Source organism: Citrobacter sp. Cpo091 (genome assembly GCF_030332645.1).
GTDB lineage: Bacteria > Pseudomonadota > Gammaproteobacteria > Enterobacterales > Enterobacteriaceae > Citrobacter > Citrobacter portucalensis.
In genome coordinates, this window is sequence record NZ_JAOWHL010000028.1 from 185641 (window position 1) to 207290 (window position 21650).

19 protein-coding genes are annotated in these 21650 nt (G+C 53.3%); 9 read left to right on the forward strand and 10 right to left on the reverse strand.

Annotated elements, in window-relative coordinates; all coding sequences use genetic code 11:
- Position 1: 1 nt before the first annotated feature.
- Complete coding sequence (gene manX, locus OGY04_RS04420; protein WP_003833768.1) at positions 2 to 964, reverse strand: PTS mannose transporter subunit IIAB; 963 nt, start codon at positions 962 to 964, stop codon at positions 2 to 4.
- Between the two features lie 313 nt (positions 965 to 1277).
- On the opposite strand from manX, the gene OGY04_RS23190 reads away from it, so the two are divergent.
- Both OGY04_RS23190 and yoaE read left to right on the forward strand, forming a co-directional pair.
- Positions 1278 to 1436: a protein YoaL gene (locus tag OGY04_RS23190; protein WP_370766360.1), complete on the forward strand. Its 159-nt coding sequence runs from the start codon at positions 1278 to 1280 to the stop codon at positions 1434 to 1436.
- The gene (gene yoaE, locus OGY04_RS04425) at positions 1424 to 2983 is read left to right on the forward strand and encodes a CNNM family cation transport protein YoaE (RefSeq protein ID WP_008785026.1); all 1560 of its coding nucleotides are present in this window, start codon (positions 1424 to 1426) and stop codon (positions 2981 to 2983) included. The genes OGY04_RS23190 and yoaE overlap by 13 nt, the downstream gene beginning before the upstream one ends.
- 6 nt (positions 2984 to 2989) lie before the next feature.
- Here the strand turns inward: yoaE and pdeD are convergent, their stop codons facing one another.
- The 4 genes from pdeD to pabB form a co-directional block, all read right to left on the reverse strand.
- A complete protein-coding gene (pdeD, locus tag OGY04_RS04430; RefSeq protein WP_008785025.1) occupies positions 2990 to 4591 on the reverse strand; it encodes a cyclic di-3',5'-guanosine monophosphate phosphodiesterase PdeD in 1602 nt (533 codons plus the stop codon).
- Between the two features lie 130 nt (positions 4592 to 4721).
- A complete protein-coding gene (sdaA, locus tag OGY04_RS04435) occupies positions 4722 to 6086 on the reverse strand; it encodes an L-serine ammonia-lyase (protein ID WP_003833765.1) in 1365 nt (454 codons plus the stop codon).
- Positions 6087 to 6269: 183 nt separating this feature from the next.
- A complete protein-coding gene (locus OGY04_RS04440) occupies positions 6270 to 6848 on the reverse strand; it encodes a CoA pyrophosphatase (protein ID WP_003020991.1) in 579 nt (192 codons plus the stop codon).
- Positions 6849 to 6851: 3 nt separating this feature from the next.
- The gene (pabB, locus tag OGY04_RS04445) at positions 6852 to 8213 is read right to left on the reverse strand and encodes an aminodeoxychorismate synthase component 1 (RefSeq protein ID WP_032943759.1); all 1362 of its coding nucleotides are present in this window, start codon (positions 8211 to 8213) and stop codon (positions 6852 to 6854) included.
- A gap of 83 nt (positions 8214 to 8296) precedes the next feature.
- On the opposite strand from pabB, the gene OGY04_RS04450 reads away from it, so the two are divergent.
- Complete coding sequence (locus OGY04_RS04450) at positions 8297 to 8476, forward strand: YoaH family protein (protein WP_003020986.1); 180 nt, start codon at positions 8297 to 8299, stop codon at positions 8474 to 8476.
- A 6-nt stretch (positions 8477 to 8482) separates the two neighbouring features.
- Here the strand turns inward: OGY04_RS04450 and OGY04_RS04455 are convergent, their stop codons facing one another.
- The gene (locus tag OGY04_RS04455) at positions 8483 to 8827 is read right to left on the reverse strand and encodes a RidA family protein (protein WP_032943758.1); all 345 of its coding nucleotides are present in this window, start codon (positions 8825 to 8827) and stop codon (positions 8483 to 8485) included.
- A gap of 141 nt (positions 8828 to 8968) precedes the next feature.
- On the opposite strand from OGY04_RS04455, the gene yoaA reads away from it, so the two are divergent.
- The 5 genes from yoaA to rnd all read left to right on the forward strand — a co-directional run bounded on the left by yoaA (position 8969) and on the right by rnd (position 15402).
- Complete coding sequence (gene yoaA / locus OGY04_RS04460; RefSeq protein ID WP_286584839.1) at positions 8969 to 10879, forward strand: DNA repair helicase YoaA; 1911 nt, start codon at positions 8969 to 8971, stop codon at positions 10877 to 10879.
- Between the two features lie 58 nt (positions 10880 to 10937).
- Positions 10938 to 11633: a tRNA (adenosine(37)-N6)-threonylcarbamoyltransferase complex dimerization subunit type 1 TsaB gene (gene tsaB / locus OGY04_RS04465; protein ID WP_286584840.1), complete on the forward strand. Its 696-nt coding sequence runs from the start codon at positions 10938 to 10940 to the stop codon at positions 11631 to 11633.
- A 94-nt stretch (positions 11634 to 11727) separates the two neighbouring features.
- A complete protein-coding gene (locus tag OGY04_RS04470; protein ID WP_003020975.1) occupies positions 11728 to 12312 on the forward strand; it encodes a Slp family lipoprotein in 585 nt (194 codons plus the stop codon).
- A 204-nt stretch (positions 12313 to 12516) separates the two neighbouring features.
- The gene (gene fadD / locus OGY04_RS04475; RefSeq protein WP_122973804.1) at positions 12517 to 14202 is read left to right on the forward strand and encodes a long-chain-fatty-acid--CoA ligase FadD; all 1686 of its coding nucleotides are present in this window, start codon (positions 12517 to 12519) and stop codon (positions 14200 to 14202) included.
- Between the two features lie 84 nt (positions 14203 to 14286).
- The gene (gene rnd, locus OGY04_RS04480; RefSeq protein ID WP_286584841.1) at positions 14287 to 15402 is read left to right on the forward strand and encodes a ribonuclease D; all 1116 of its coding nucleotides are present in this window, start codon (positions 14287 to 14289) and stop codon (positions 15400 to 15402) included.
- A 49-nt stretch (positions 15403 to 15451) separates the two neighbouring features.
- Here the strand turns inward: rnd and OGY04_RS04485 are convergent, their stop codons facing one another.
- The 4 genes from OGY04_RS04485 to OGY04_RS04500 form a co-directional block, all read right to left on the reverse strand.
- Complete coding sequence (locus OGY04_RS04485) at positions 15452 to 16417, reverse strand: PDR/VanB family oxidoreductase (protein WP_219988039.1); 966 nt, start codon at positions 16415 to 16417, stop codon at positions 15452 to 15454.
- 71 nt (positions 16418 to 16488) lie between these two features.
- Positions 16489 to 17613 carry a carnitine monooxygenase, oxygenase subunit YeaW gene (gene yeaW, locus OGY04_RS04490; RefSeq protein WP_003833746.1) on the reverse strand — a complete coding sequence of 375 codons (1125 nt, stop codon included), beginning with the start codon at positions 17611 to 17613 and terminating at the stop codon, positions 16489 to 16491.
- Positions 17614 to 17657: 44 nt separating this feature from the next.
- Positions 17658 to 19259, reverse strand: coding sequence for a BCCT family transporter (locus OGY04_RS04495; protein WP_008785019.1), 1602 nt, complete (start codon positions 19257 to 19259; stop codon positions 17658 to 17660).
- Between the two features lie 251 nt (positions 19260 to 19510).
- Positions 19511 to 20593 (reverse strand): tartrate dehydrogenase, encoded by a 1083-nt coding sequence (locus OGY04_RS04500; RefSeq protein WP_286584844.1) that lies wholly within the window; start codon positions 20591 to 20593, stop codon positions 19511 to 19513.
- A gap of 103 nt (positions 20594 to 20696) precedes the next feature.
- Between OGY04_RS04500 and OGY04_RS04505 the strand changes: the two genes are divergently transcribed.
- On the forward strand, positions 20697 to 21614 hold the full coding sequence (locus OGY04_RS04505) for a LysR family transcriptional regulator (protein ID WP_020996618.1): 918 nt from the start codon (positions 20697 to 20699) through the stop codon (positions 21612 to 21614).
- The last annotated feature ends 36 nt before the right edge of the window (positions 21615 to 21650 follow it).

Sequence of the window (21650 nt, forward strand, 5' to 3'; positions counted from 1 at the left end):
ATTATTTCACCTTGGCAATCAAATCCATCATTTTCAGTTTCTGATCGGTAGAAACCTTACGGGCCTCAAGCTCAATACCGCGTTCGTTGAGTTTCTTGAAGGCTTCGATGTCTTTGTCATCGACAGAAATTGCGTTGTTTACCTGCGTTTTACCCTGACGGAAAGCCATACCGCCAATGTTCACGGAGGTAATTTTCACACCACCTTCAACGATACGTTCTACGTCGGTTGGGTTGGTGAACAACAGCATCACACGCTCACCTGCATATTTCGGGTTGTTGTAGACGCGGATCATTTTCGCGACATCAACCACATGCGCCGTCACACCCGGAGGTGCTACCTGAGTCAGCAGCGTTTTACGCACGGTATCGGCGGCAACTTCATCACTGACGACGATAATGCGCGTTACGTTGGTTTCTTTGGTCCAGCGAGTTGCCACCTGACCATGGATTAAGCGGTCATCAATACGCGCCAGGCCGATCTGCATATAATCGTTCGGACCCATCGGTTTCGCGGGGGTTGCTGCTTTCGGTGCCGCGACGGGGGCAGGAGCGGCTTTTTCCACCGGTTTTGCTTTCAGCGCTTTCACGCCTTCGCTACCGGTTTCAACGGCCAGTGCCACTAACTCATCAAAGCTTGGGTTGTCATCACGCGCCATGAAGGTCTCAACCAGCATGGGAATGTTCACACCGGCGATTACTTCGTAATGCTCTTTATCGACGACAATGCGGCTCGCAGCGTTAAACGGGCTGCCTCCCCATGTGTCAACGAGAAACAGCACGCCTTTACTGGTATCGAGTTTTGCCAACTGAGCGTTGTACTTTTCGATCAGCGTTTCAGCATTTTCGCCTGGAACGAAATCGATCCAGCCGACGTTTTCCTGCTCGCCTAACAGCATCTCTGCCGTCTTAAGTAACTGCTCTGCAGCCCAACCATGTGTGCCTATTACAATAGCAATGGTCACTTGCTACCTCCTTTATTATCGTTAACACATCAACGTGAAGATGTATTTGAATCGTCGTCCGCAATCGAATCGATTCAGATAAGGGTTACAAAGAAAAACCTATGATTTTCGTGAATTATTTTAGATATCGAAAAAAATATTTTATGTGATGAAGATCCGTAATTTAACTTCCGATAAAAAGAAATTTCGAAGGGTAAAATATCTCCGAAACAACTTATTGCAAAGGAAGGTAAATCTTTGCTAAAAACAGCTTCTCTCTGTTATGTTTAGCATCTGTTTAATTACTCAGGAGTATAGGGCAGTAGCCCACCATATGGATCGTCACCGACGTCATTTCACCTTCAGGCCGTATCAAGCCTGTCAGATTGGCACTTTTTGCCACAAATTTTCTCTGCATATCGCTTTAACGCCTGAGATCCTCAGCGCGCAGTTTGGTCATTCCTTAAGCAGGAGCTTGTCATGGAATTATTAATGGACCCGCAGATTTGGGTGGGTTTGCTCACGCTTGTCGTTCTCGAAATTGTTCTGGGTATTGATAACCTGGTCTTCATTGCGATCCTGGCTGATAAGCTGCCGCCGAAACAGCGTGATAAAGCGCGTTTAATCGGTTTGTCACTGGCACTGATTATGCGTCTGGGCTTGTTGTCCGTGATTTCGTGGATGGTGACGCTGACAAAGCCGCTGTTCACGGTAATGGACTATGCGTTCTCGGGGCGCGATTTGATTATGCTGCTGGGGGGTATCTTCCTCTTGTTCAAGGCTACGACAGAGCTGCATGAGCGACTGGAAAACCGTGAACATGATACCGGGCAGACGAAAGGGTATGCGAGCTTTTGGGTTGTCGTAACGCAGATTGTCATCCTCGATGCGGTGTTCTCGCTGGATGCCGTGATTACGGCGGTCGGCATGGTCAACCATCTGCCAGTGATGATGGCGGCAGTAGTGATTGCCATGGCCGTGATGCTGCTGGCCTCTAAGCCGCTGACACGATTTGTGAACCAACACCCGACGGTGGTGGTGCTGTGTCTGAGCTTCCTGTTGATGATTGGTCTGAGCCTGGTTGCCGAAGGGTTTGGCTTCCATATTCCGAAAGGTTATCTGTATGCGGCGATTGGTTTCTCGATCATCATCGAGTTGTTTAACCAGATTGCCCGTCGTAACTTTATTCGCCACCAGTCGACGCTGCCGCTGCGTGCACGTACTGCCGATGCAATCCTGCGTCTGATGGGCGGTAAACGCCAGGCCAGCGTGCAGATGGAATCCGATAACCCGGTGCCGGTTCCTGTCCCGGAAGGCGCGTTTGTGGAAGAAGAACGCTATATGATCAACGGCGTCCTCTCCCTGGCGTCGCGTTCGTTACGCGGCATTATGACGCCTCGTGGTGAAATCAGCTGGGTTGATGCCGACCTGAGCGTGGCAGAAATTCGCGAGCAGTTGCTCTCTTCACCTCACAGCCTGTTCCCGGTGTGTCGTGGCGAACTGGATGAAATCATCGGTATCGTGCGTGCTAAAGAGCTGCTGGTGGCGCTGGAAGACGGTGTGGATGTGGCGGCGATTGCCTCTGCTTCTCCGGCTATTGTTGTTCCGGAGACGCTGGACCCGATCAATCTGTTAGGCGTACTGCGTCGTGCCCGCGGTAGCTTCGTTATCGTCACTAACGAGTTTGGCGTAGTACAGGGTCTGGTCACGCCGCTGGACGTATTAGAAGCCATTGCCGGTGAATTCCCGGATGCCGATGAAACACCTGAAATTATTGCTGATGCAGGTGGTTGGTTGGTCAAAGGCGGTACCGATCTGCATGCGTTGCAACAGGCGCTGGACGTGGATACGTTAGTGAATGAAGACGAAGACATCGCCACGGTGGCAGGTTTAGTCATTGCGGCTAACGGCCATATTCCACGTGTCGGTGATGTTATCGAGGTTGCACCGCTGAGCATTACGATTGTCGAAGCGAATGACTATCGTGTGGATTTAGTTCGCATTGTTAAAGAACAACCCGCTCACGACGAAGACGAGTAATCGGGTTTAGCGAAACGGCATGACGGGCATACTGTGTCGCCCGTTATGTCGGGTGGGCGGCGGCGTGCTGCCCGCCAGCCATTTTGGGAAATCACGCAGCGGCATTGGCTTTGCGTACAAAAAACCTTGCAACAAATGTACGCCGTGTCGGCGCAAATGCTGAGCCTGCGCCTGGGTTTCAACGCCTTCCGCCACCAGTTCTATATTCAATTTTTTCCCCAAAGCGATAATGATGTCTGTGACGGTTGAGTTCACGGCGTCTGTTCCTATGGCCGAAGTAAATGATTTATCGATCTTCAGCACATCCGGGCGGAGTTTTTCCAGCCAGGAGAGCGAGCTATTGCCGGTGCCGAAATCATCAATTGCCAGTTTTACGCCGAGACGATTTAATTCGCGTACGACCCGATAATCCACATCCAGTAACGCATCGCGTTCGGTCAGTTCGATAACCAACTGCTGGATTGGGTGCTGGCTGAACCAGTACTGATTAAGATCTTTTAGCAGCGTGCCGTTACGAAAATGGCTGGCGGCGACATTAATCCCAATATGAAACTGACTGCTCATCGGGAAAACGTGTCTTTGCTGAATGGTTTCTGCGATGACATGACGGGTTAGCGGCACAATCAGGTTGTGCTCCTCAGCGATGGGAATAAACACTTCCGGAGAGATCCAACCCTGGCGTGGGTTATTCCAGCGTAGAAGAATCTCCACGCCCATGCATTGCTGGGTTTGCGCATTAAGCAGCGGCTGGCAAAACAGCTCGAATTCCCGAGCAGCAAGGGCCAGATTAATCTCCCAGGAAAAACTCATTCTGCTGGCAGTCGCCAGCCATGCCAGGTAACCCACTAATAAACTTAGGATCACCGCCAGCGGCAGCTGTGTTGGCAGATGTTTAATCGCCAGTTCACTGGGACCGGGGCCGGTGACGCTAATGGTAAACGGGAAATGTTGAGATGACAGCTGGTAGCGTTTTTCATCATTTAGCTTAGGCAGAGTATCGACCACACCTTGATCATACAGTAGATGCCGATTACCAACGGTTAAGCTGGCATCGGTGATCTGCGGCGGCTGGGGTTCAAGCAACATAGACGACAATAAATCAATATTGACGATTTCCAGCACGCCATCTTCACCATCGGCAGAGGATGGATACCATTGCGTCAGAATCGGGCTGCCTTTAATCAGCGAATGGTCAGTAGACAGCAGCAGTTGCGGTTCCCGGCTGGGTAATTCGGGCTGTAGTTGACGAATGGGGACATTGCGATACCCAAAAATGCTGGAGCAATAGAGGATCCCGCTTTGAATCAGATTAATAGAACGCACCGTTTGCAGTCTTGCGGCATGTTTGCTTAACGGTAAACGTGCCACTGAGCAGGGGAGGCCAATTAACGGCAGCAATACATCACGTCCGGTCTGCAAGGGTAAAAGTACGTCATCCAGTTCTTCTACAGCATGGTTGGCAAAGGTGACGATATTTCGGTGATTTAAATTACGCTCCGAAATAAATCGAACAGTTAATGTGAGGATGAGCGTCAGTAGTGCACATACTGTGCAAACGATTAAGCGATTCCGGCGATAATTTTTAATGATCCGTTGTGCTGTTTGCATGCGGGCCGCCCGATAAGCCGTTGGTCACAGAAGCCAACAGCAACAGAGCAAGTGTAGTGGGGAAAATTACAGTAGACGAGGGAGAGGGGGCAAATTCGCCCATCCGTCGCAGATGGGCGAAAATTAAGTATTAGTCACATTGAACTTTGATTGCCAGGCCACCGCGTGACGTTTCGCGGTATTTGGCGTTCATGTCTTTACCTGTTTCGTACATGGTCTCAATGACTTTATCCAGCGAGACGCGCGGCGCGCTGGTACGGCGCATTGCCATACGCGCAGCGTTGATCGCCTTCACTGAAGCAATGGCGTTACGCTCAATGCACGGAACCTGTACCTGACCGGCAACCGGATCGCAGGTTAAGCCGAGGTTATGTTCCATGCCGATTTCGGCAGCAACACACACCTGCTCAGGGCTCGCGCCCAACAGTTCAGCCAGACCAGCGGCAGCCATGGAGCAGGCTACGCCCACTTCACCCTGACAACCTACTTCTGCACCAGAGATTGAGGCGTTCATTTTGTACAACGCGCCAATTGCACCGGCCGCCAGGAAATAGCGGGTATAGATATCGGGGCTGACGGACTCGATGAAATGATCGTAATAGGCCAATACCGCAGGCACGATACCGCAGGCACCGTTGGTTGGCGCTGTCACCACGCGACCGCCCGCGGCGTTTTCTTCGTTAACGGCCAGCGCGAACATGTTCACCCAGTCGATCACGTTCATCGGATCGTTGGACAGCTTATCGCTGGAAACCAGCATACGACGCAGAGCTGAAGCACGACGAGGAACGCGCAGCGGACCCGGCAACACGCCTTCGGTGTTCATACCACGATCGATACAGGCCTGCATGGTTTGCCAGACGTGGCCAAAGTACTCTTCAATCTCTTTTTTGCTGTGCAGAGCAAGTTCGTTCTGCATCGCCATGCCAGAGAGAGACAGGCCGGTGCTGTTGCAGTACTCCAGCATTTCAGTCGCGGATTTGAACGGATAAGGCACGCTGACCTCGCCCGCGGCATCCTGACCAAAATGTTCTTCATCAACGATGAATCCACCGCCGATTGAGTAGTAGGTTTTGCTATAAATGACGGTTTCGCCATTGTACGCATGGATCTGCATTCCGTTTTCATGCAGCGGCAGGTTGCCGTTGTGAAAACGCATCCCGTCATTCTGCGGGAAATCCACTTCGTGCTGACCTTGCGCAAGCAGCAGGCGTCCACGCGTTTCTACGTCGCGGATAAATCCGGGGATGCTATCAATATCCACGGTAGCAGGCTCATTGCCCGCCAGACCCATAATAATGGCGATATCGGTGTGGTGACCTTTACCCGTGAGCGACAGTGAACCATACACGTCGACGGCGACACGAGTAACGCTGTCCAGTAATCCTTTTTCGACCAGGTCATCGACGAACTGTTTACCCGCCTTCATAGGCCCTACGGTATGGGAAGATGAGGGACCAATCCCCACCTTAAACATGTCGAATAGACTAATCACGATAATACTCCTACAGGGCGACTGGGCTTTCCAGTAACGATGTTATAACTGCGCATAGTGTAAGAGGGAACGCGGCGATCGGCTTAACTATTCACATGAATTAAACTAATAGATAACCGCGGTTTTACTAATGTTGTGACCTGAGTTTCAAGTTGTCTATGGCGCGCGTAAAGATAAGTATAGTCAGGGCTTGACGCCAATTTGCAGCGCCAGCTCACGAATTATTCCGGCAGTCATTCCCCAGACGAAATATTGCTCATACCAGGAAAGCCATACGCGATGTGAATCGCCACGACGGTAAATATCCAACGGGTGGTAACGACCTAAATGCAGGGCCTGGGCCAGCGGCATTTCGAACACTGCTGAAACTTCATCTTCACTGGCGCGATACGGCAGATTAGGCGGGATAATGCCTACCACTGGGGTGACCTGGAAACCGGTCACGCTGTCGACCGGCGGCAGAACGCCGATCACTTCTACGCATGAAGGTGGGATCGCCACCTCCTCCTGTGCCTCGCGAAGGGCGGCGGCAATTAACGAGGCATCACTGCTATCCACCGCCCCACCGGGGAAGGCGACCTGTCCGGCGTGCTTGCGCAGGTGAACGGAACGTTGGGTTAACAACAATCCCGGCTGTGGACGACGCACGACGGGGATCAGTACGGCGGCCTGGCGCTGGTTTAACGCGGCATGATTGACCTGCGGGCGCAGGAGTTGAAAGCGCGATAAAAAATCATCAAGCGTCAGGCTGCTGTATTCCACGTCTCAGTTCTCCAGTTGGTGCAAAATACGATTCACTTTATCAAATGTTTCCTGATACTCAGCGTCTTCCTGACTGTCCGCCACTATGCCGCCGCCAGCGGAACAATAAATTTGTCCGTTTGTGGCTGTCAGCGTGCGAATGGTGATGCTGGTATCCATATTGCCGCAGAAACTCAGATAACCGATGCTGCCACACCAGGCATTACGTCTTTGTGGCTCCAGTTCGTCAATAATTTCCATCGCCCGCACTTTCGGCGCACCGGTAATAGAGCCGCCGGGGAAGGCTGCGCGTAGCAGATCGGTGGCGTGTAATGACTCTGGCAGACGTGCGGTAATGGTGCTGACCAAATGATGAACGGCAGGGAACGGTTCGACGACAAACAGCTCCGGAACCTGTACTGACCCCGGTACGGCAACGCGGCCAATATCATTACGCATCAAATCGACGATCATCAGGTTCTCCGCACGATCCTTCGGCGAATTCGCCAGCCGCCGGGCCTGCTCACGATCGGCATCGGCATCTTCAAGCCTGGGCAACGTACCTTTAATAGGACGCGTCTGGATATGCTGGTTCTCCAGCAGAATAAAACGTTCCGGCGAAAGACTGAGGATAACGCCTTCCTCAAGACGAATAAACGCGCTGAACGGGGCGCGGTTAGCGTGATTGAGTTTGACAAATGCCTGCCACTCATCCCCCTCGTAATGCGCTTGAAAACGCTGCGCGAGGTTGACCTGGTAACAATCGCCGCTGTGCAGATAGCCCTGTACCTGGCGGAATTTTTCGCCATACCGGGCGCGGCTCATATTGGACTGCCACGCCGAGGTCAATGTAAACGGCTCACGCGTTGGCGGTTGTTGCGCGTCGAGCCATTTCAGGCGAGCCTCGACATCGGTATGGCTGAGCAGCGATACGGTCTGCAACTTGTGGTCAACAATCAGCGCCCAGTCGTAAATGCCAACGGCCATATCCGGTAGCGTAATATCGCGCTCAGCAATAGTGGGCAGAGATTCAAAGCGTCGGCCAAGGTCGTAGCCAAACAGACCTAACGCGCCGCCCTGAAACGGCAGATCCGGGTGATACTCGGGGTGAATCTTGTGTGCAGCTAGCGCGGAATGTAATACCGTCATTGGATCATCAAGCGAGCGCGTGATTGCGTGCCCGTCCTGCACTACGGTCTCTTCAGCACGTGTAACCAACGTGGTGACGGGATCCGCCACCAGAATATCAAAGCGGTTATGCGGATGGTCGGCTTGACCCGAATGCAGCAGCATCGCCCAGGGCAGATGGCTTAATGTCGAAAAATAGCGTTCAGCGGCGTCCTGACGCCAGGGTAATGTGATTACTGCGGGAGATAACGTCTTCATCAGTCCTGACTCGTTGCTACTCTACTGGCTAACTGCCCGGTAGCATGAAATAATTAGCGCAGACAATTTAGCAGGAGTTAACAATGTTTGCAGGTTTACCTTCACTCAGTCATGAGCAGCAGCAAAAAGCGGTAGAGCGTATTCAGGAGCTGATGTCGCAGGGGATGAGCAGCGGACAAGCCATTGCTCTGGTTGCTGAAGAGTTACGCGCCAGTCATACCGGCGAGCGGATCGTGGCGCGTTTTGAAGATGAAGACGAATAACGCCGCTTAAACTGCAGCGATTATCTTAATCTCAACTTTGTATTTCGTGTTCATCAATCCGGCCTGAACGGTACAACGTACCGGCGCGTGGCCAGCAACGACCCACGCGTCCCAGGCTTTGTTCATGGCGGCAAAATCGTTTTTGTCTGCCAAAAATAGGGTGGCATCAAGAATACGTGACTTGTTGCTGCCTTGTTTTTCCAGCACCGCATCAATTTGCGCCAGCGTATTTGCCGTCTGCTCAAAGGCGTCTGCATCCAGATTTTCCGGCACGCCGGTGTAATACAGCGTGTTGTTGTGGATTACCACGTCGGACCAACGCGCTTCGGCATCAATGCGCACAATCGTCATAAATCATTCCTCGTTTACGTTTTTTCATAATAGCTTTGGGTTGCGCCAAGACTGCCATAATGTTGTGCCCACGTCACCTCTTCAACTGGCGAAAGACCCGCTGGCCTGACATAATCCCTGTTCAAATGAACAGGGGGCAGTGTGACGGACGATTTTGCAGCAGACGGTCAGTTGGCTAAAGCGATACCGGGTTTTAAACCGCGAGAACCACAGCGGCAGATGGCCATCGCCGTCAGTCATGCCATCGAAAAATCACAACCGCTGGTGGTAGAAGCCGGAACCGGAACGGGTAAAACCTACGCTTATCTTGCCCCAGCGCTGCGTGCCGGAAAGAAGGTCATTGTCTCCACTGGCTCGAAGGCGTTACAGGATCAGCTATACAGCCGCGACCTCCCGACCGTCGCTAAGGCACTGAAGTTCACCGGTAAACTGGCGCTGCTGAAAGGGCGTTCAAACTATCTGTGCCTTGAGCGTCTTGAACAGCAGGCGCTGGCGGGTGGCGACTTGCCGGTACAAACGTTAAGCGACGTCATTCTGCTGCGCTCCTGGTCAAATCAAACCCTTGATGGGGACATCAGCACCTGCGTCAGCGTGGCGGAAGACTCTCAGGCCTGGCCGCTGGTGACCAGCACTAATGACAACTGTCTGGGCAGCGACTGCCCGCTGTATAAAGAGTGTTTTGTCGTTAAAGCGCGTAAAAAAGCGATGGATGCGGATGTCGTCGTGGTTAACCATCATCTGTTTCTCGCCGATATGGTGGTAAAAGAGAGCGGGTTTGGCGAACTGATCCCGGAAGCTGATGTGATGATCTTCGATGAAGCGCATCAGTTACCGGATATCGCCAGCCAGTACTTTGGTCAATCGCTCTCCAGTCGCCAGCTGTTAGACCTGGCGAAAGACATCACCATTGCCTATCGCACCGAGCTGAAAGACACTCAGCAGCTGCAAAAGTGCGCCGATCGCCTTGCACAAAGCGCTCAGGACTTCCGCTTGCAGCTTGGTGAGCCGGGCTATCGCGGAAACCTGCGGGAACTGCTGGTCGACCAGCGCGTACAGCGCGCGTTTTTGCTGCTCGATGACACGCTGGAGCTGTGTTATGACGTGGCGAAGCTGTCCCTCGGGCGTTCGGCGTTGCTGGATGCCGCGTTTGAGCGCGCCACGCTTTATCGTGCGCGTCTGAAGCGCCTGAAAGAGATCAACCAGCCAGGCTTCAGCTACTGGTATGAATGCACCTCCCGCCATTTCACCCTCGCGCTGACACCGCTTACGGTGGCGGATAAATTCAAAGAGGTGATGGAACAAAAGCCGGGCTGCTGGATTTTTACTTCCGCGACGCTGTCGGTAAACGACGATCTTCATCATTTCACCGCACGACTGGGTATTGAAGATGCCCAGTCGATGCTGCTGCCAAGCCCATTTGATTACACGCGCCAGGCGCTGCTGTGCGTGCCGCGTAATCTCCCGCAAACCAACCAGCCGGGGGCTGCGCGCCAGTTAGCATCCATGCTGCGACCTATTATCGAAGCGAACAACGGTCGCTGTTTTATGCTGTGCACTTCGCACGCGATGATGCGCGATCTGGCGGAGCAATTCCGCGCTACCATGACGCTTCCCGTACTGCTGCAGGGCGAAACCAGCAAAGGACAACTGCTACAGCAGTTTGTCAGCGCAGGTAATGCGCTACTGGTTGCCACCAGCAGCTTCTGGGAGGGCGTGGACGTGCGCGGCGATACGCTGTCGCTGGTGATAATCGATAAACTGCCATTTACCTCGCCGGACGACCCGCTGTTAAAAGCCCGAATGGAGGATTGTCGACTGCGCGGCGGCGAACCGTTTGAAGACGTCCAGTTGCCGGATGCGGTAATCACCCTGAAGCAGGGGGTAGGGCGTCTGATACGTGATGCTGACGATCGCGGCGTGCTGGTGATTTGCGACAATCGTCTGGTTATGCGGCCATACGGCGCCACCTTCCTGGCGAGTCTTCCTCCTGCGCCGCGGACGCGTGACATCGCTCGCGCGGTTCGCTTTCTTGCCATACCAACGACTGAGTAATTTGTTACGGAGTGTGGTAAGATGCGCGCCAAATTTATTGATCTGATCACAAACACCCATGCGAATTCTGGCTATCGATACCGCCACAGAGGCGTGCTCTGTTGCCCTGTGGAATGACGGTACTATCAAGGCTCACTTTGAGCTTTGCCCACGAGAACACACCCAACGAATTTTACCGATGGTTCAGGAAATCCTGGCCGCTGGCGATCTCACGTTAACCGATATCGAGGCCCTGGCGTTTGGTCGCGGTCCCGGCAGTTTCACCGGCGTGCGTATCGGTATTGGCATTGCTCAGGGGCTGGCGTTAGGCGCAAACTTACCGATGATCGGCGTCTCCACCCTGGCTACCATGGCGCAGGGCGCCTGGCGTAAGTCGGGCGCGACTCGCGTACTGGCGGCGATTGACGCGCGAATGGGCGAAGTCTACTGGGCCGAATACCAGCGTGATGACAACGGTAACTGGCACGGTGAAGAAACCGAAGCGGTGTTAACCCCCGAGCAGGTACATGAGCGTTTATTGCAGCTGTCTGGCGACTGGGTGACGGTCGGGACGGGCTGGCCGGCATGGCCTGAGCTTGGTAAAGACAGCGGGCTGACGCTCAGCGATGGTGACGTGCTGCTTCCAGCGGCTGAAGACATGCTGCCCGTCGCCACGCAAATGCTGGCTGCGGGTGAGACCGTAGCGGTCGAACACGCTGAACCGGTTTATTTACGTAACACCGTGGCGTGGAAGAAACTTCCCGGTAAAGAATGAATCTTAGTAGTAGAACCCCGGCTAAGACGTACAGTCGTCAGTGCACAGCATTGTGAACAGGCCGGGGCAGAAGCTAAGAAAAGGGAGTCACAATATGGCGGTGCAAAAGCAGTTATTGAAAGGTGTGTTGGCGGGGGCCTTAGCGTTAATGCTTAGCGGCTGCGTCACCATCCCGGATGCGATTAAAGGTTCGAGCCCGATGCCGCAGCAGGATCTGGTGCGGGTGATGAATGCGCCGCAGCTGTATGTCGGACAGGAAGCGCGTTTCGGCGGCAAAGTGGTGGATATTCAGAACCAGCAGGGAAAATCCCGTCTGGAAATTGCCACCGTTCCGCTCGATAGCGGTGCACGCCCCGTGCTGGGTGAAGCCTCTCGTGGGCGGATATATGCTGATGTAAATGGCTTCCTTGACCCGGTGGACTTTCGCGGGCAACTGGTCACCGTCGTCGGCCCGATAAGCGGTACAGTGGACGGAAAAATCGGTAATACGCCGTATAAATTCATGCTGATGCAGGTAACTGGTTATAAACGCTGGCATATTACTCAGCAGATTGTCATGCCACCTCAGCCTATCGACCCCTGGTTCTACGGTGCGCGTGGCTGGCCTTACGGTGGCTACGGCGGATGGGGCTGGTACAATCCCGGCCCGGCACAGGTTCAGACCATAGTAACAGAGTAACTCTTTGTTTTATTGGTAAAAGAAACAGCGGCTCGTCCGCTGTTTCTGCATTAACGTGGATATAAGAAAAATAAATAGTGACGTGCTTCGCAACCTTGTCGTTGTGTAATAAACAAACTGGTACGCTGAGTTAATATTATGTTAACAGTTTGTTTATTGCCTGGGGTTGTGATGACGACGAATACGCATTTTAGAGGTGATGTATTGAAAAAGGTTTGGCTTAACCGTTATCCCGCTGGTGTTCCTGCGGAGATCAATCCTGACCGTTATCAATCCCTGGTGGAACTCTTTGAACACTCAGTAAGACGCTATGCCGATCAGCCCGCGTTTGTAAACATGGGGGAGGTGATGACCTTCCGCAAGCTTGAAGAGCGTAGCCGTGCGTTTGCCGCTTATTTACAACAGGGGCTCGGGCTGAAAAAGGGCGATCGCGTCGCGCTGATGATGCCGAATCTGCTGCAATATCCGGTCGCACTGTTTGGGATTTTACGTGCCGGCATGATCGTCGTGAATGTGAACCCGTTGTATACGCCTCGCGAGCTGGAACATCAGCTCAACGATAGCGGCGCGTCGGCGATTGTCATCGTGTCCAACTTTGCCCACACGCTGGAAAAAGTGGTCGACAAAACGTCGGTGCAACACGTGATCCTGACGCGTATGGGCGATCAGCTGTCGACCGCCAAAGGAACGCTGGTTAACTTTGTCGTGAAGTACATCAAGCGCCTGGTGCCGAAGTATCACCTGCCGGATGCCATCTCGTTTCGCAGTGCGCTGCAAAACGGCTATCGCATGCAGTATGTGAAACCCGAAGTGGTGTCGGAAGATCTGGCGTTCCTGCAATATACCGGCGGGACAACCGGCGTGGCGAAAGGCGCGATGCTCACGCACCGCAACATGCTGGCTAACCTGGAGCAGGTTAACGCCACCTACGGCCCGTTGCTGCATCCGGGCAAAGAACTGGTGGTAACGGCTCTACCGCTGTATCACATTTTTGCGCTGACGATGAACTGCCTGCTGTTTATTGAGCTGGGTGGTCAAAACCTGCTGATTACTAACCCGCGTGATATCCCAGGACTGGTCAAAGAACTGGCGAAGTATCCGTTTACCGCGATGACCGGCGTCAATACGCTGTTTAACGCGCTGCTGAATAACAAAGAGTTTCAGCAACTGGACTTCTCGTCACTGCACCTTTCAGCAGGTGGCGGAATGCCGGTTCAACAGGCAGTGGCTGAGCGCTGGGTGAAGCTGACAGGGCAGTATCTTCTGGAAGGTTATGGCCTGACGGAGTGCGCGCCGCTGGTGAGTGTTAACCCTCACGATATTGACTACCACAGCGGAAGTATCGGTTTACCGGTTCCCTCCACTGAGGTCAAGCTGGTGGACGACGACGACAACGAAGTGCCGCCGGGAGAACCGGGTGAGCTGTGTGTGAAAGGTCCACAGGTGATGCTGGGCTACTGGCAGCGACCGGACGCCACTGACGAAATCATCAAAGACGGCTGGCTGCACACCGGCGATATTGCGGTGATGGATGATGAAGGCTTCCTGCGTATTGTCGATCGTAAGAAGGACATGATCCTGGTATCCGGCTTTAACGTCTATCCGAACGAAATTGAAGACGTGGTTATGCAACACCCTGGCGTGCAGGAAGTGGCTGCGGTTGGGGTTCCGTCCGGCAGCAGCGGTGAAGCGGTGAAAATTTTCGTAGTGAAGAAAGATGCCTCGTTAACCGATGAAGCGCTGGTCACTTTCTGTCGTCGTCACCTGACGGGCTATAAAGTACCAAAGCTGGTGGAGTTTCGCGATGAGTTGCCGAAATCTAACGTTGGTAAAATTTTGCGACGAGAATTACGTGACGAAGCGCGTGCCAAAGTGGACAATAAAGGCTGAGCGTTAAGTCAGCCAGTAGAAAACGCCGGGAAATCCGGCGTTTTTTTTGGCGCAAACCTAAGAGAGCACGATTTGAATTATCAAATGATCACCACGGACGACGCGTTGGCCACGCTGTGCGAAGCCGTCCGTGAATTTCCGGCGATAGCCCTGGATACAGAATTTGTTCGCACGCGTACCTATTATCCGCAGTTGGGGCTGATCCAGCTGTTTGATGGCAAACACGTTGCTCTGATTGATCCGCAGGGGATCACCGACTGGTCGCCGCTGCGCGATATTCTGCGTGATACTGCCATCACCAAATTCCTGCATGCAGGTAGCGAAGATCTGGAAGTGTTTCTCAACGCTTTTGGCGAACTGCCGCAGCCGTTGATTGATACACAAATTCTGGCTGCTTTTTGCGGTCGTCCGCTGTCGTGGGGGTTTGCCGCGATGGTGGAAGAGTTTACGGGGGTGGCGCTGGACAAAAGCGAATCCCGCACCGACTGGCTGGCCAGACCGCTGACCGAGCGTCAGTGTGAGTACGCGGCGGCTGATGTCTGGTATCTATTACCGATCACCACAAAACTGATGGTTGAAACTGAAACCAGCGGCTGGCTGCCAGCCGCACTGGACGAATGTCGCTTAATGCAGCAGCGTCGCAAGGAAGTTCTGGCGCCTGAAGACGCATGGCGCGACATCACCAACGCCTGGCAACTGCGTACCCGTCAGTTGGCCTGCCTGCAACTGCTTGCCGACTGGCGACTGCGTAAAGCGCGTGAGCGCGATCTGGCAGTGAACTTTGTGGTGCGTGAAGAACACCTGTGGTCGGTCGCTCGTTATATGCCAGGGAGTCTGGGTGAACTGGACAGCCTCGGCCTTTCCGGTAGTGAAATTCGCTTCCACGGCAAAACGCTGATTTCTCTGGTAGAAAAAGCGCAGGCTTTACCGGAAGAATCACTGCCACAGCCGCTGCTGAATTTGATGGATATGCCTGGATACCGCAAAGCGTTTAAAGCCATTAAGGCGCTGGTTGCCGAGGTGAGTACTGAGCATAATCTTAGCGTCGAACTGCTGGCTTCACGCCGTCAAATCAACCAGCTACTCAACTGGCACTGGAAATTAAAGCCGCAGCAGACCCTGCCGGAGTTGGTTTCCGGTTGGCGTGGCGAACTGATGTCCGATCGTCTCAACGCGCTGCTGCAGGAATATCCGCAGTAAGTCACCAGGCTCGCCGGGTTGCGCCATTGCTAACCCGGCCTGCGCAACGCTACAAATCAAGCACCAGGCGCTTACCTTTGGCGCGTGAGCAGCAAATAAGCATGCTTTGCTGGCTGGCTTTTTCGTCGTCGCTGAAATACTGATCGCGGTGATCCGCTTCCCCTTCAAGAATCGTCGTTTCACAGGTGCCGCAAACACCTTCCCGGCACAGGCACTCAACGCGCGCGGCTTTGTTATTTTCGATAACCTGCAAAATGGTCATCTCTTCCGGGACCACAAACTCGCGTCCGGAACGCGCCAGAACCAGGGTAAAGGCATCACCGCTTTTATCTTCCAGCGCAAATTGTTCGAAATGTAGCGTATTGCTGTCCAGTCTATGGAGGGAAGCCGCTTCTCTGACGGCATCGTTGAGCACTGCTGGCCCGCAGGTGTAAATATGTGTGCCGGGTTCGACATCGGCCAGCAGGCGAGATAAATCAAGGCGGGTTCCTGCGCTTGACAGATGCAGATGAATACGATCAACGCTGGGGTGCTGCAGGAGTTCGTCATAAAACGCGCAGTTGTCCTGACTGGGAGAGCAATAATGCAGTTGCCATTGCGCCTTAGAATGTTCCAGCTCCGGGATATGCGATAAAAACGGTGTGATGCCGATACCTCCAGCAATCAACAGATGTTGTTGTGCCTGAGGGGCGAGGGCGAACAGATTGTTTGGTGTGGAGATCGTGAGCGTGTCGCCGGGTTTCACGTTTTGATGCAGATATCGTGAGCCGCCTTTGGATGCTTCCTCCAGTCGTACGGCGATTTGCCAGGCGCTCGTATCAAAGGGGGAACTCATCAGCGAGTAAGCATTGCTGTACAGATTCTCGCCATCGCGCATCTGCACGATAATATGGCTGCCACCCTGAAACGCGGGCAACGGCTCGCCTGATGTCGCCGTTAAAGTAAAGCGTTTTACCTGCGCGGTAATCGTCTCAATCCGGCTGACCCGGACTTCTTGCATTTGATAATCAGACATTGCGGCACTCCCTAAAAAATCTGTCCGGCGCGGCTTAACGATGCGCCGGAACCTGTCGTTACAGCCTCTGGTTATTCCTGAAACACCTGCGCGACCAGATTATGGAAATGGGCAATGCCATGTTCGGAGATACCGCTGCCGCTGGTGTCGGCCATAATGCGGCCCTGACCGCGATACCCGCGCGATTTCAACCCTTTTTGGACGCTTTCAACCAGACGTAAATCTTCAGGGCGGAAGACGTTGCGATACCATTCGATCAGTTGTTTCTGCTCTTCGGTCAGTTCTTCGTTGGTGAAGTAGATGTCATAGTTTTGCAGCGTAGTTTCTGCATCCACTGGAAATTCGTAGATAACGGTCATCATGCCTTTGATTGGCGTAACGTTGAGCATGGTGCACGGCCACAGCCAGAAACCGTGGAAGGCGGCATCAACACCCTCTTCGAACTTAAATGACTGCTCTGACGGTTTGGCGAAACCGTATTGTAGCGTCCAGTTGCCGTGCATAGTATGCCAGTAACGATCAACCTGAACCGAGTCGGAAAAACCAGGGTGAGCCGGGCCGCAGTGGTAGCACTCCAGATAGTTATCGACAATATTCTTCCAGTTGGCTGGAGTTCGGGTCGTAAAGCGCGCCGCCAGCTTCAGGTCATGCACATCAGGGCAGGCTTCGATAACTTTGTCTGCAAGACCTGGGAGTTGTTCTTCTACGCTGCCCGCGTTCGGATCCATGTTGATAAACACGAATCCGGCATATTCTTCCAGCCGTACCGGGGTGAGATGTGCTTTCTCACTGTCGAAGTTGGCAACGTTTTCGCAGTTACGTGCATGCGCCAGGTTACCGTCAAGCTTGAATGCCCAGGCGTGGTAAGGGCAGGTAATCACATTTTTCGCTTTCCCTTCGCCGCTCAACAGCTGATGACCACGATGCGGGCAAACGTTGTAGAACGCGCGCAGCACGTTATCGCGACCACGTACCAGCACGATGTTCTCGCCAATCACTTCCCGGGTTACATAGTCATTGGGTTTCGCCAGTTCGCTACTGTGGGCGACGCAAATCCAGCTCTTAGCGAACACTTTCTCCTGCTCGTGCTCGAAGGCCTGATGGTCGGTATAGAACCGGGCAGGGATAGTCCAGGCGTCCTGCGGGTTGGCACAGAAATTTTGCGGCAGAATAAACTCAGGGCTCAGATTGCTCATTGGAATACCTTTAATTTGTGAGTAAGAGGATTTTTTACTGGCGCTTAATTGTCGCCTTTGAGTAATGTCCCGGCCGGTGGTGCGACGGGGACGTCCACTGGCGTTTCGGGGAGATGACCTTCAATTTGATGTGCAGGAACGTGGGCATAGTCCTGCCGTACCCAGCGAAGAAAACCGCCAACCTTCACCAACAGAATGGCGAGGAAGGGAAGTGCGGTCAGAACCACCGTGGTCTTCATGGTTTCCAGGGACGCGCCGGTGAACAAAATTGATAATGGGATCAGGGTGATGACCACGCACCAGAACAGACGTAAGCTACGCTGCGGATCTTCCCCTTCCTGCAGGTTACGCGTGCTGGTGGCCGCCATGGTGTAGGCGACGGCATCCATATGCGAGGCGAGAAAAATAATCATGATCGCCAGATACGCCACCAGGAACAGTTTCCCGGCAGGCAACGACATCAACACTTGCTGTACGGCTGTTTCGCCGCCTAACGTGGCCATAACCTGCGGTACGTCGATCACACCGTTCACAAATTGGTGAATGGAGTAGCTTTCCATCACGCCAAAGAAGAACCAGCAGCCAACGGTACTACCCAGGATTAACGCCCAGATAACCTCTTTGATTTTGCGACCACGGGATACGCGAGTGACAAACATTGCCACGCCAGGGGTGTAGGAGATCCACCACAGCCAATAGAACACCGTCCAGTTGCGGGTGAACTCACCGTTGCCGAGCGGGTCGGTGAACAGACTCATCTGCAAAAAGTTTTGTGTCGTCAGACCGATGGCGTTAATGATGTTGTTGGTGATGAACTCGGTCGGGCCGACAATCAGCACCAACAGCGGCAGTAAAAACGCCCCCCAGCCGACCATTTTGCTCAGACGTTGCAAGCCGTTGTTGATGCCAATCCAGGAGCTCAGACAGAAAATGCCGCCAGAGAACAGGATAACAAACGCCTGTACGGTGAAGTTATCCGGTAAACCTGTGAGAGCAGATAAACCACGGGTAAAGGTGGCGGCGGTGACAACCAGAGAGATGGTTAACGCGCCAACTGTGGCGATCAGGAACATCAAATCAACCAGCCGGCCCCAGACGCCCTGCGGATGCACGCCGGTGATAGCGGCGATTATTCCGGACAGGCTCAGCCCTTTGTTTTTCCGCACATGAAAGTGGTAGGCCATGGTTAATGAAGCCAGCGTATAGGTCGCCCAGGCGCTGATTCCCCAATGGAAAAAAGAGTAGGGTAAGCTGTATTCCAGCGCTTTTTGCGAGTGCGGAGCGATATTCAGACCCGGGGTCTGGTAATAATAGGCCCACTCAGCAACGCCCCAGTAGAGCGTGGAGGAACCTAGTCCGGCACAAATAAACATAAACAGCCAGGACAGCGTGCTGTATTCCGCTTTTCCTTCTCCCAGACGAATGTTGCCGTATTTGCTGGTGGCCAGCCAGACGACCAGACCCATCGCCATCAGAACGAGGATCTGCACGGCGGAACCCAGCATCCGGGTAACGCCGTTAAAAAGGGTATTTGCGACTTGTGCAGACTGCTGAGGGAAGAGACTAAGTGTGGCGGCGATGAAAAGAATAGCCACCAGACTGATGGCTATCAGCGGCATGTCTTTTTTCTTAACGTTGCTCAACATGGGATCTCCTGGGCACAGTTGCCCGCGTATGGCATTAGCCTGTCGTTGTTATCATGCTGTAGGGAATCAGTGATTTTGTATTTAACAATTTTATTATTTGTTCTTTACATGAATTAAACAATTACTCGATGCGTGAAGCAATAAAACACAGAACGGAAATAATAAAAGGTGAATTGGCGCAGGTTATTGGTGCCATAAAAAGCATAAAAAAGCCGCGTCAGTGACGCGGCTCATATTCCGTGGTTTGACCTCTAACGCAATGCCCGAGAGATGGCCTCACCAACCTGTTGCGTGGTGGCAGTGCCTTTCATATCCGGTGTTTTCGGGCCGCTGGCAATAACCTGCTCAATTGCCGCCAGAATACCGTCGTGGGCGGCTTTATAGTTAGCATCACCGTTGCCAAGGAAGTCGAGCATCATGGCGCCAGCCCAGATAGTCGCTATAGGGTTGGCGAGGTTCTTGCCGTAGATATCGGGGGCCGAACCGTGTACTGGCTCGAACAGAGACGGGAAGGTACGTTCCGGGTTTAAGTTGGCTGAAGGCGCAATGCCAATCGTTCCGGTACAGGCTGGACCGAGATCGGAGAGGATGTCGCCAAACAGGTTGGAGGCAACCACCACGTCAAAACGCTCCGGCTGCATCACAAAGCGGGCGCAGAGTATATCAATATGCTGTTTATCCCAACGGATCTCGGGATAGTTAGCCGCCATTGCTTCCACGCGCTCGTCCCAGTACGGCATGCTGATGGCCAGTCCGTTGGATTTGGTCGCCGAGGTCAGGGTTTTGCGCGGGCGATTTTGTGCCAGCTCGAAAGCGTAACGCAATATACGATCGACGCCGCGACGGGTGAAGACCGACTCCTGGATAACCACTTCGTGTTCTGTACCTTCGCTTACGCGTCCGCCGAGTGAAGAGTATTCTCCCTCGGTGTTCTCGCGCACCACATAGAAATCAATGTCTCCTGGCTGCTTGCCTGCCAGCGGGCAAGGTACGCCTGGAAACAGGCGTACCGGACGCAGGTTGACATACTGGTCAAATTCGCGGCGAAACTTAAGCAGCGAGCCCCATAATGAGATGTGGTCCGGCACGGTGTCCGGCCAGCCAACGGCACCAAAATAGATAGCATCGAAGGATTGTAACTGCTCATGCCAGTCATCCGGCATCATCTTTCCGTGATGGGCGTAGTACTCGCAGCTGGCCCATTCCATTTGCTCAAAGCTGAGTGACAACCCCCAACGCTCGGCGGCTGCCTGCAACACCTGAATGCCTTCAGGCAGGACTTCTTTACCAATGCCATCTCCGGGGATAGCGGCAATACGACAGGTTTTCTTCATAGCAGCTCTCACTTGTACGCCATCAAAATTGACTTTCCCCGTATCCTATAATTGACTGATTAATAGTTAATCCCCCTAACTGGTGAAACATAAAACACAGATCATGAATAATCTGCCGCTGCTAAATGATTTACGCGTCTTTATGCTGGTTGCCCGTCGTGCGGGATTTGCCGCCGTTGCCGAAGAGCTGGGCGTATCTCCGGCTTTTATCAGTAAGCGCGTTGCCCTGTTGGAGCAAACGCTGAACGTGGTGCTGTTGCACCGAACAACGCGGCGCGTAACCATCACGGAAGAGGGGGAGCGGATCTACGAATGGGCACAGCGGATCCTGCAGGATGTCGATCAGATGATGGACGAGCTGTCCGATGCCAGGCAGATCCCGCAGGGGATGCTACGAATTATCAGTAGCTTTGGTTTTGGCCGCCGGGTGGTCGCTCCGGCGCTGTCTGCGCTGGCAAAAGAGTACCCGCAGTTAGAACTGAGGTTCGATGTTGAAGACCGTCTGGTCGATATGGTCAATGAGGGCGTCGATCTCGATATTCGTATCGGGGATGATATCGCGCCGAACCTGATTGCCCGCAAGCTGGCGACTAACTATCGTATTCTGTGCGCCTCGCCGGAATTTGTGGCGCGGCATGGAGTGCCGAAACAACTGAACGATCTTTCTACTTTCCCCTGCCTGGTTATTAAAGAACGTGACCATCCGTTTGGTATCTGGCAAATGCGTAATAAAGAGGGCGCACACTCAATAAAGGTTACGGGGCCGCTGTCGTCTAACCATGGCGAAGTGGTACATCAATGGTGTCTGGATGGGCAGGGAATTGCTTTGCGTTCGTGGTGGGACGTTTGCGACAACATTGCCAGCGGACATCTGGTGCATATATTGCCTGAGTATTATCAACCCGCCAATATATGGGCGGTTTATGTCTCCCGGCTGGCGACGTCGGCAAAAATCCGTATTACGGTTGAGTATTTACGCCGCTATTTTGCCGAAAACTACCCAAAGTTTACTTTGGAATAAATGCTCGATAGGTTAGTCAGAGACAGAAAATAAAAA

What these genes read in the sequence shown, in the direction of transcription:
- pdeD (WP_008785025.1), bottom strand. Translation starts at nt 4,591, where the DNA reads ATGCAAACAGCACAACGGATCATTAAAAATTATCGCCGGAATCGCTTA.
- yeaW (WP_003833746.1), bottom strand. Translation starts at nt 17,613, where the DNA reads ATGAGCAATCTGAGCCCTGAGTTTATTCTGCCGCAAAATTTCTGTGCC.
- OGY04_RS04450 (WP_003020986.1), top strand. Translation starts at nt 8,297, where the DNA reads ATGTTTGCAGGTTTACCTTCACTCAGTCATGAGCAGCAGCAAAAAGCG.
- tsaB (WP_286584840.1), top strand. Translation starts at nt 10,938, where the DNA reads ATGCGAATTCTGGCTATCGATACCGCCACAGAGGCGTGCTCTGTTGCC.
- yoaE (WP_008785026.1), top strand. Translation starts at nt 1,424, where the DNA reads ATGGAATTATTAATGGACCCGCAGATTTGGGTGGGTTTGCTCACGCTT.
- OGY04_RS04505 (WP_020996618.1), top strand. Translation starts at nt 20,697, where the DNA reads ATGAATAATCTGCCGCTGCTAAATGATTTACGCGTCTTTATGCTGGTT.
- OGY04_RS04500 (WP_286584844.1), bottom strand. Translation starts at nt 20,593, where the DNA reads ATGAAGAAAACCTGTCGTATTGCCGCTATCCCCGGAGATGGCATTGGT.
- rnd (WP_286584841.1), top strand. Translation starts at nt 14,287, where the DNA reads ATGATCACCACGGACGACGCGTTGGCCACGCTGTGCGAAGCCGTCCGT.
- OGY04_RS04485 (WP_219988039.1), bottom strand. Translation starts at nt 16,417, where the DNA reads ATGTCTGATTATCAAATGCAAGAAGTCCGGGTCAGCCGGATTGAGACG.
- OGY04_RS04470 (WP_003020975.1), top strand. Translation starts at nt 11,728, where the DNA reads ATGGCGGTGCAAAAGCAGTTATTGAAAGGTGTGTTGGCGGGGGCCTTA.
- OGY04_RS04455 (WP_032943758.1), bottom strand. Translation starts at nt 8,827, where the DNA reads ATGACGATTGTGCGCATTGATGCCGAAGCGCGTTGGTCCGACGTGGTA.
- pabB (WP_032943759.1), bottom strand. Translation starts at nt 8,213, where the DNA reads ATGAAGACGTTATCTCCCGCAGTAATCACATTACCCTGGCGTCAGGAC.
- OGY04_RS23190 (WP_370766360.1), top strand. Translation starts at nt 1,278, where the DNA reads ATGGATCGTCACCGACGTCATTTCACCTTCAGGCCGTATCAAGCCTGT.
- OGY04_RS04495 (WP_008785019.1), bottom strand. Translation starts at nt 19,259, where the DNA reads ATGTTGAGCAACGTTAAGAAAAAAGACATGCCGCTGATAGCCATCAGT.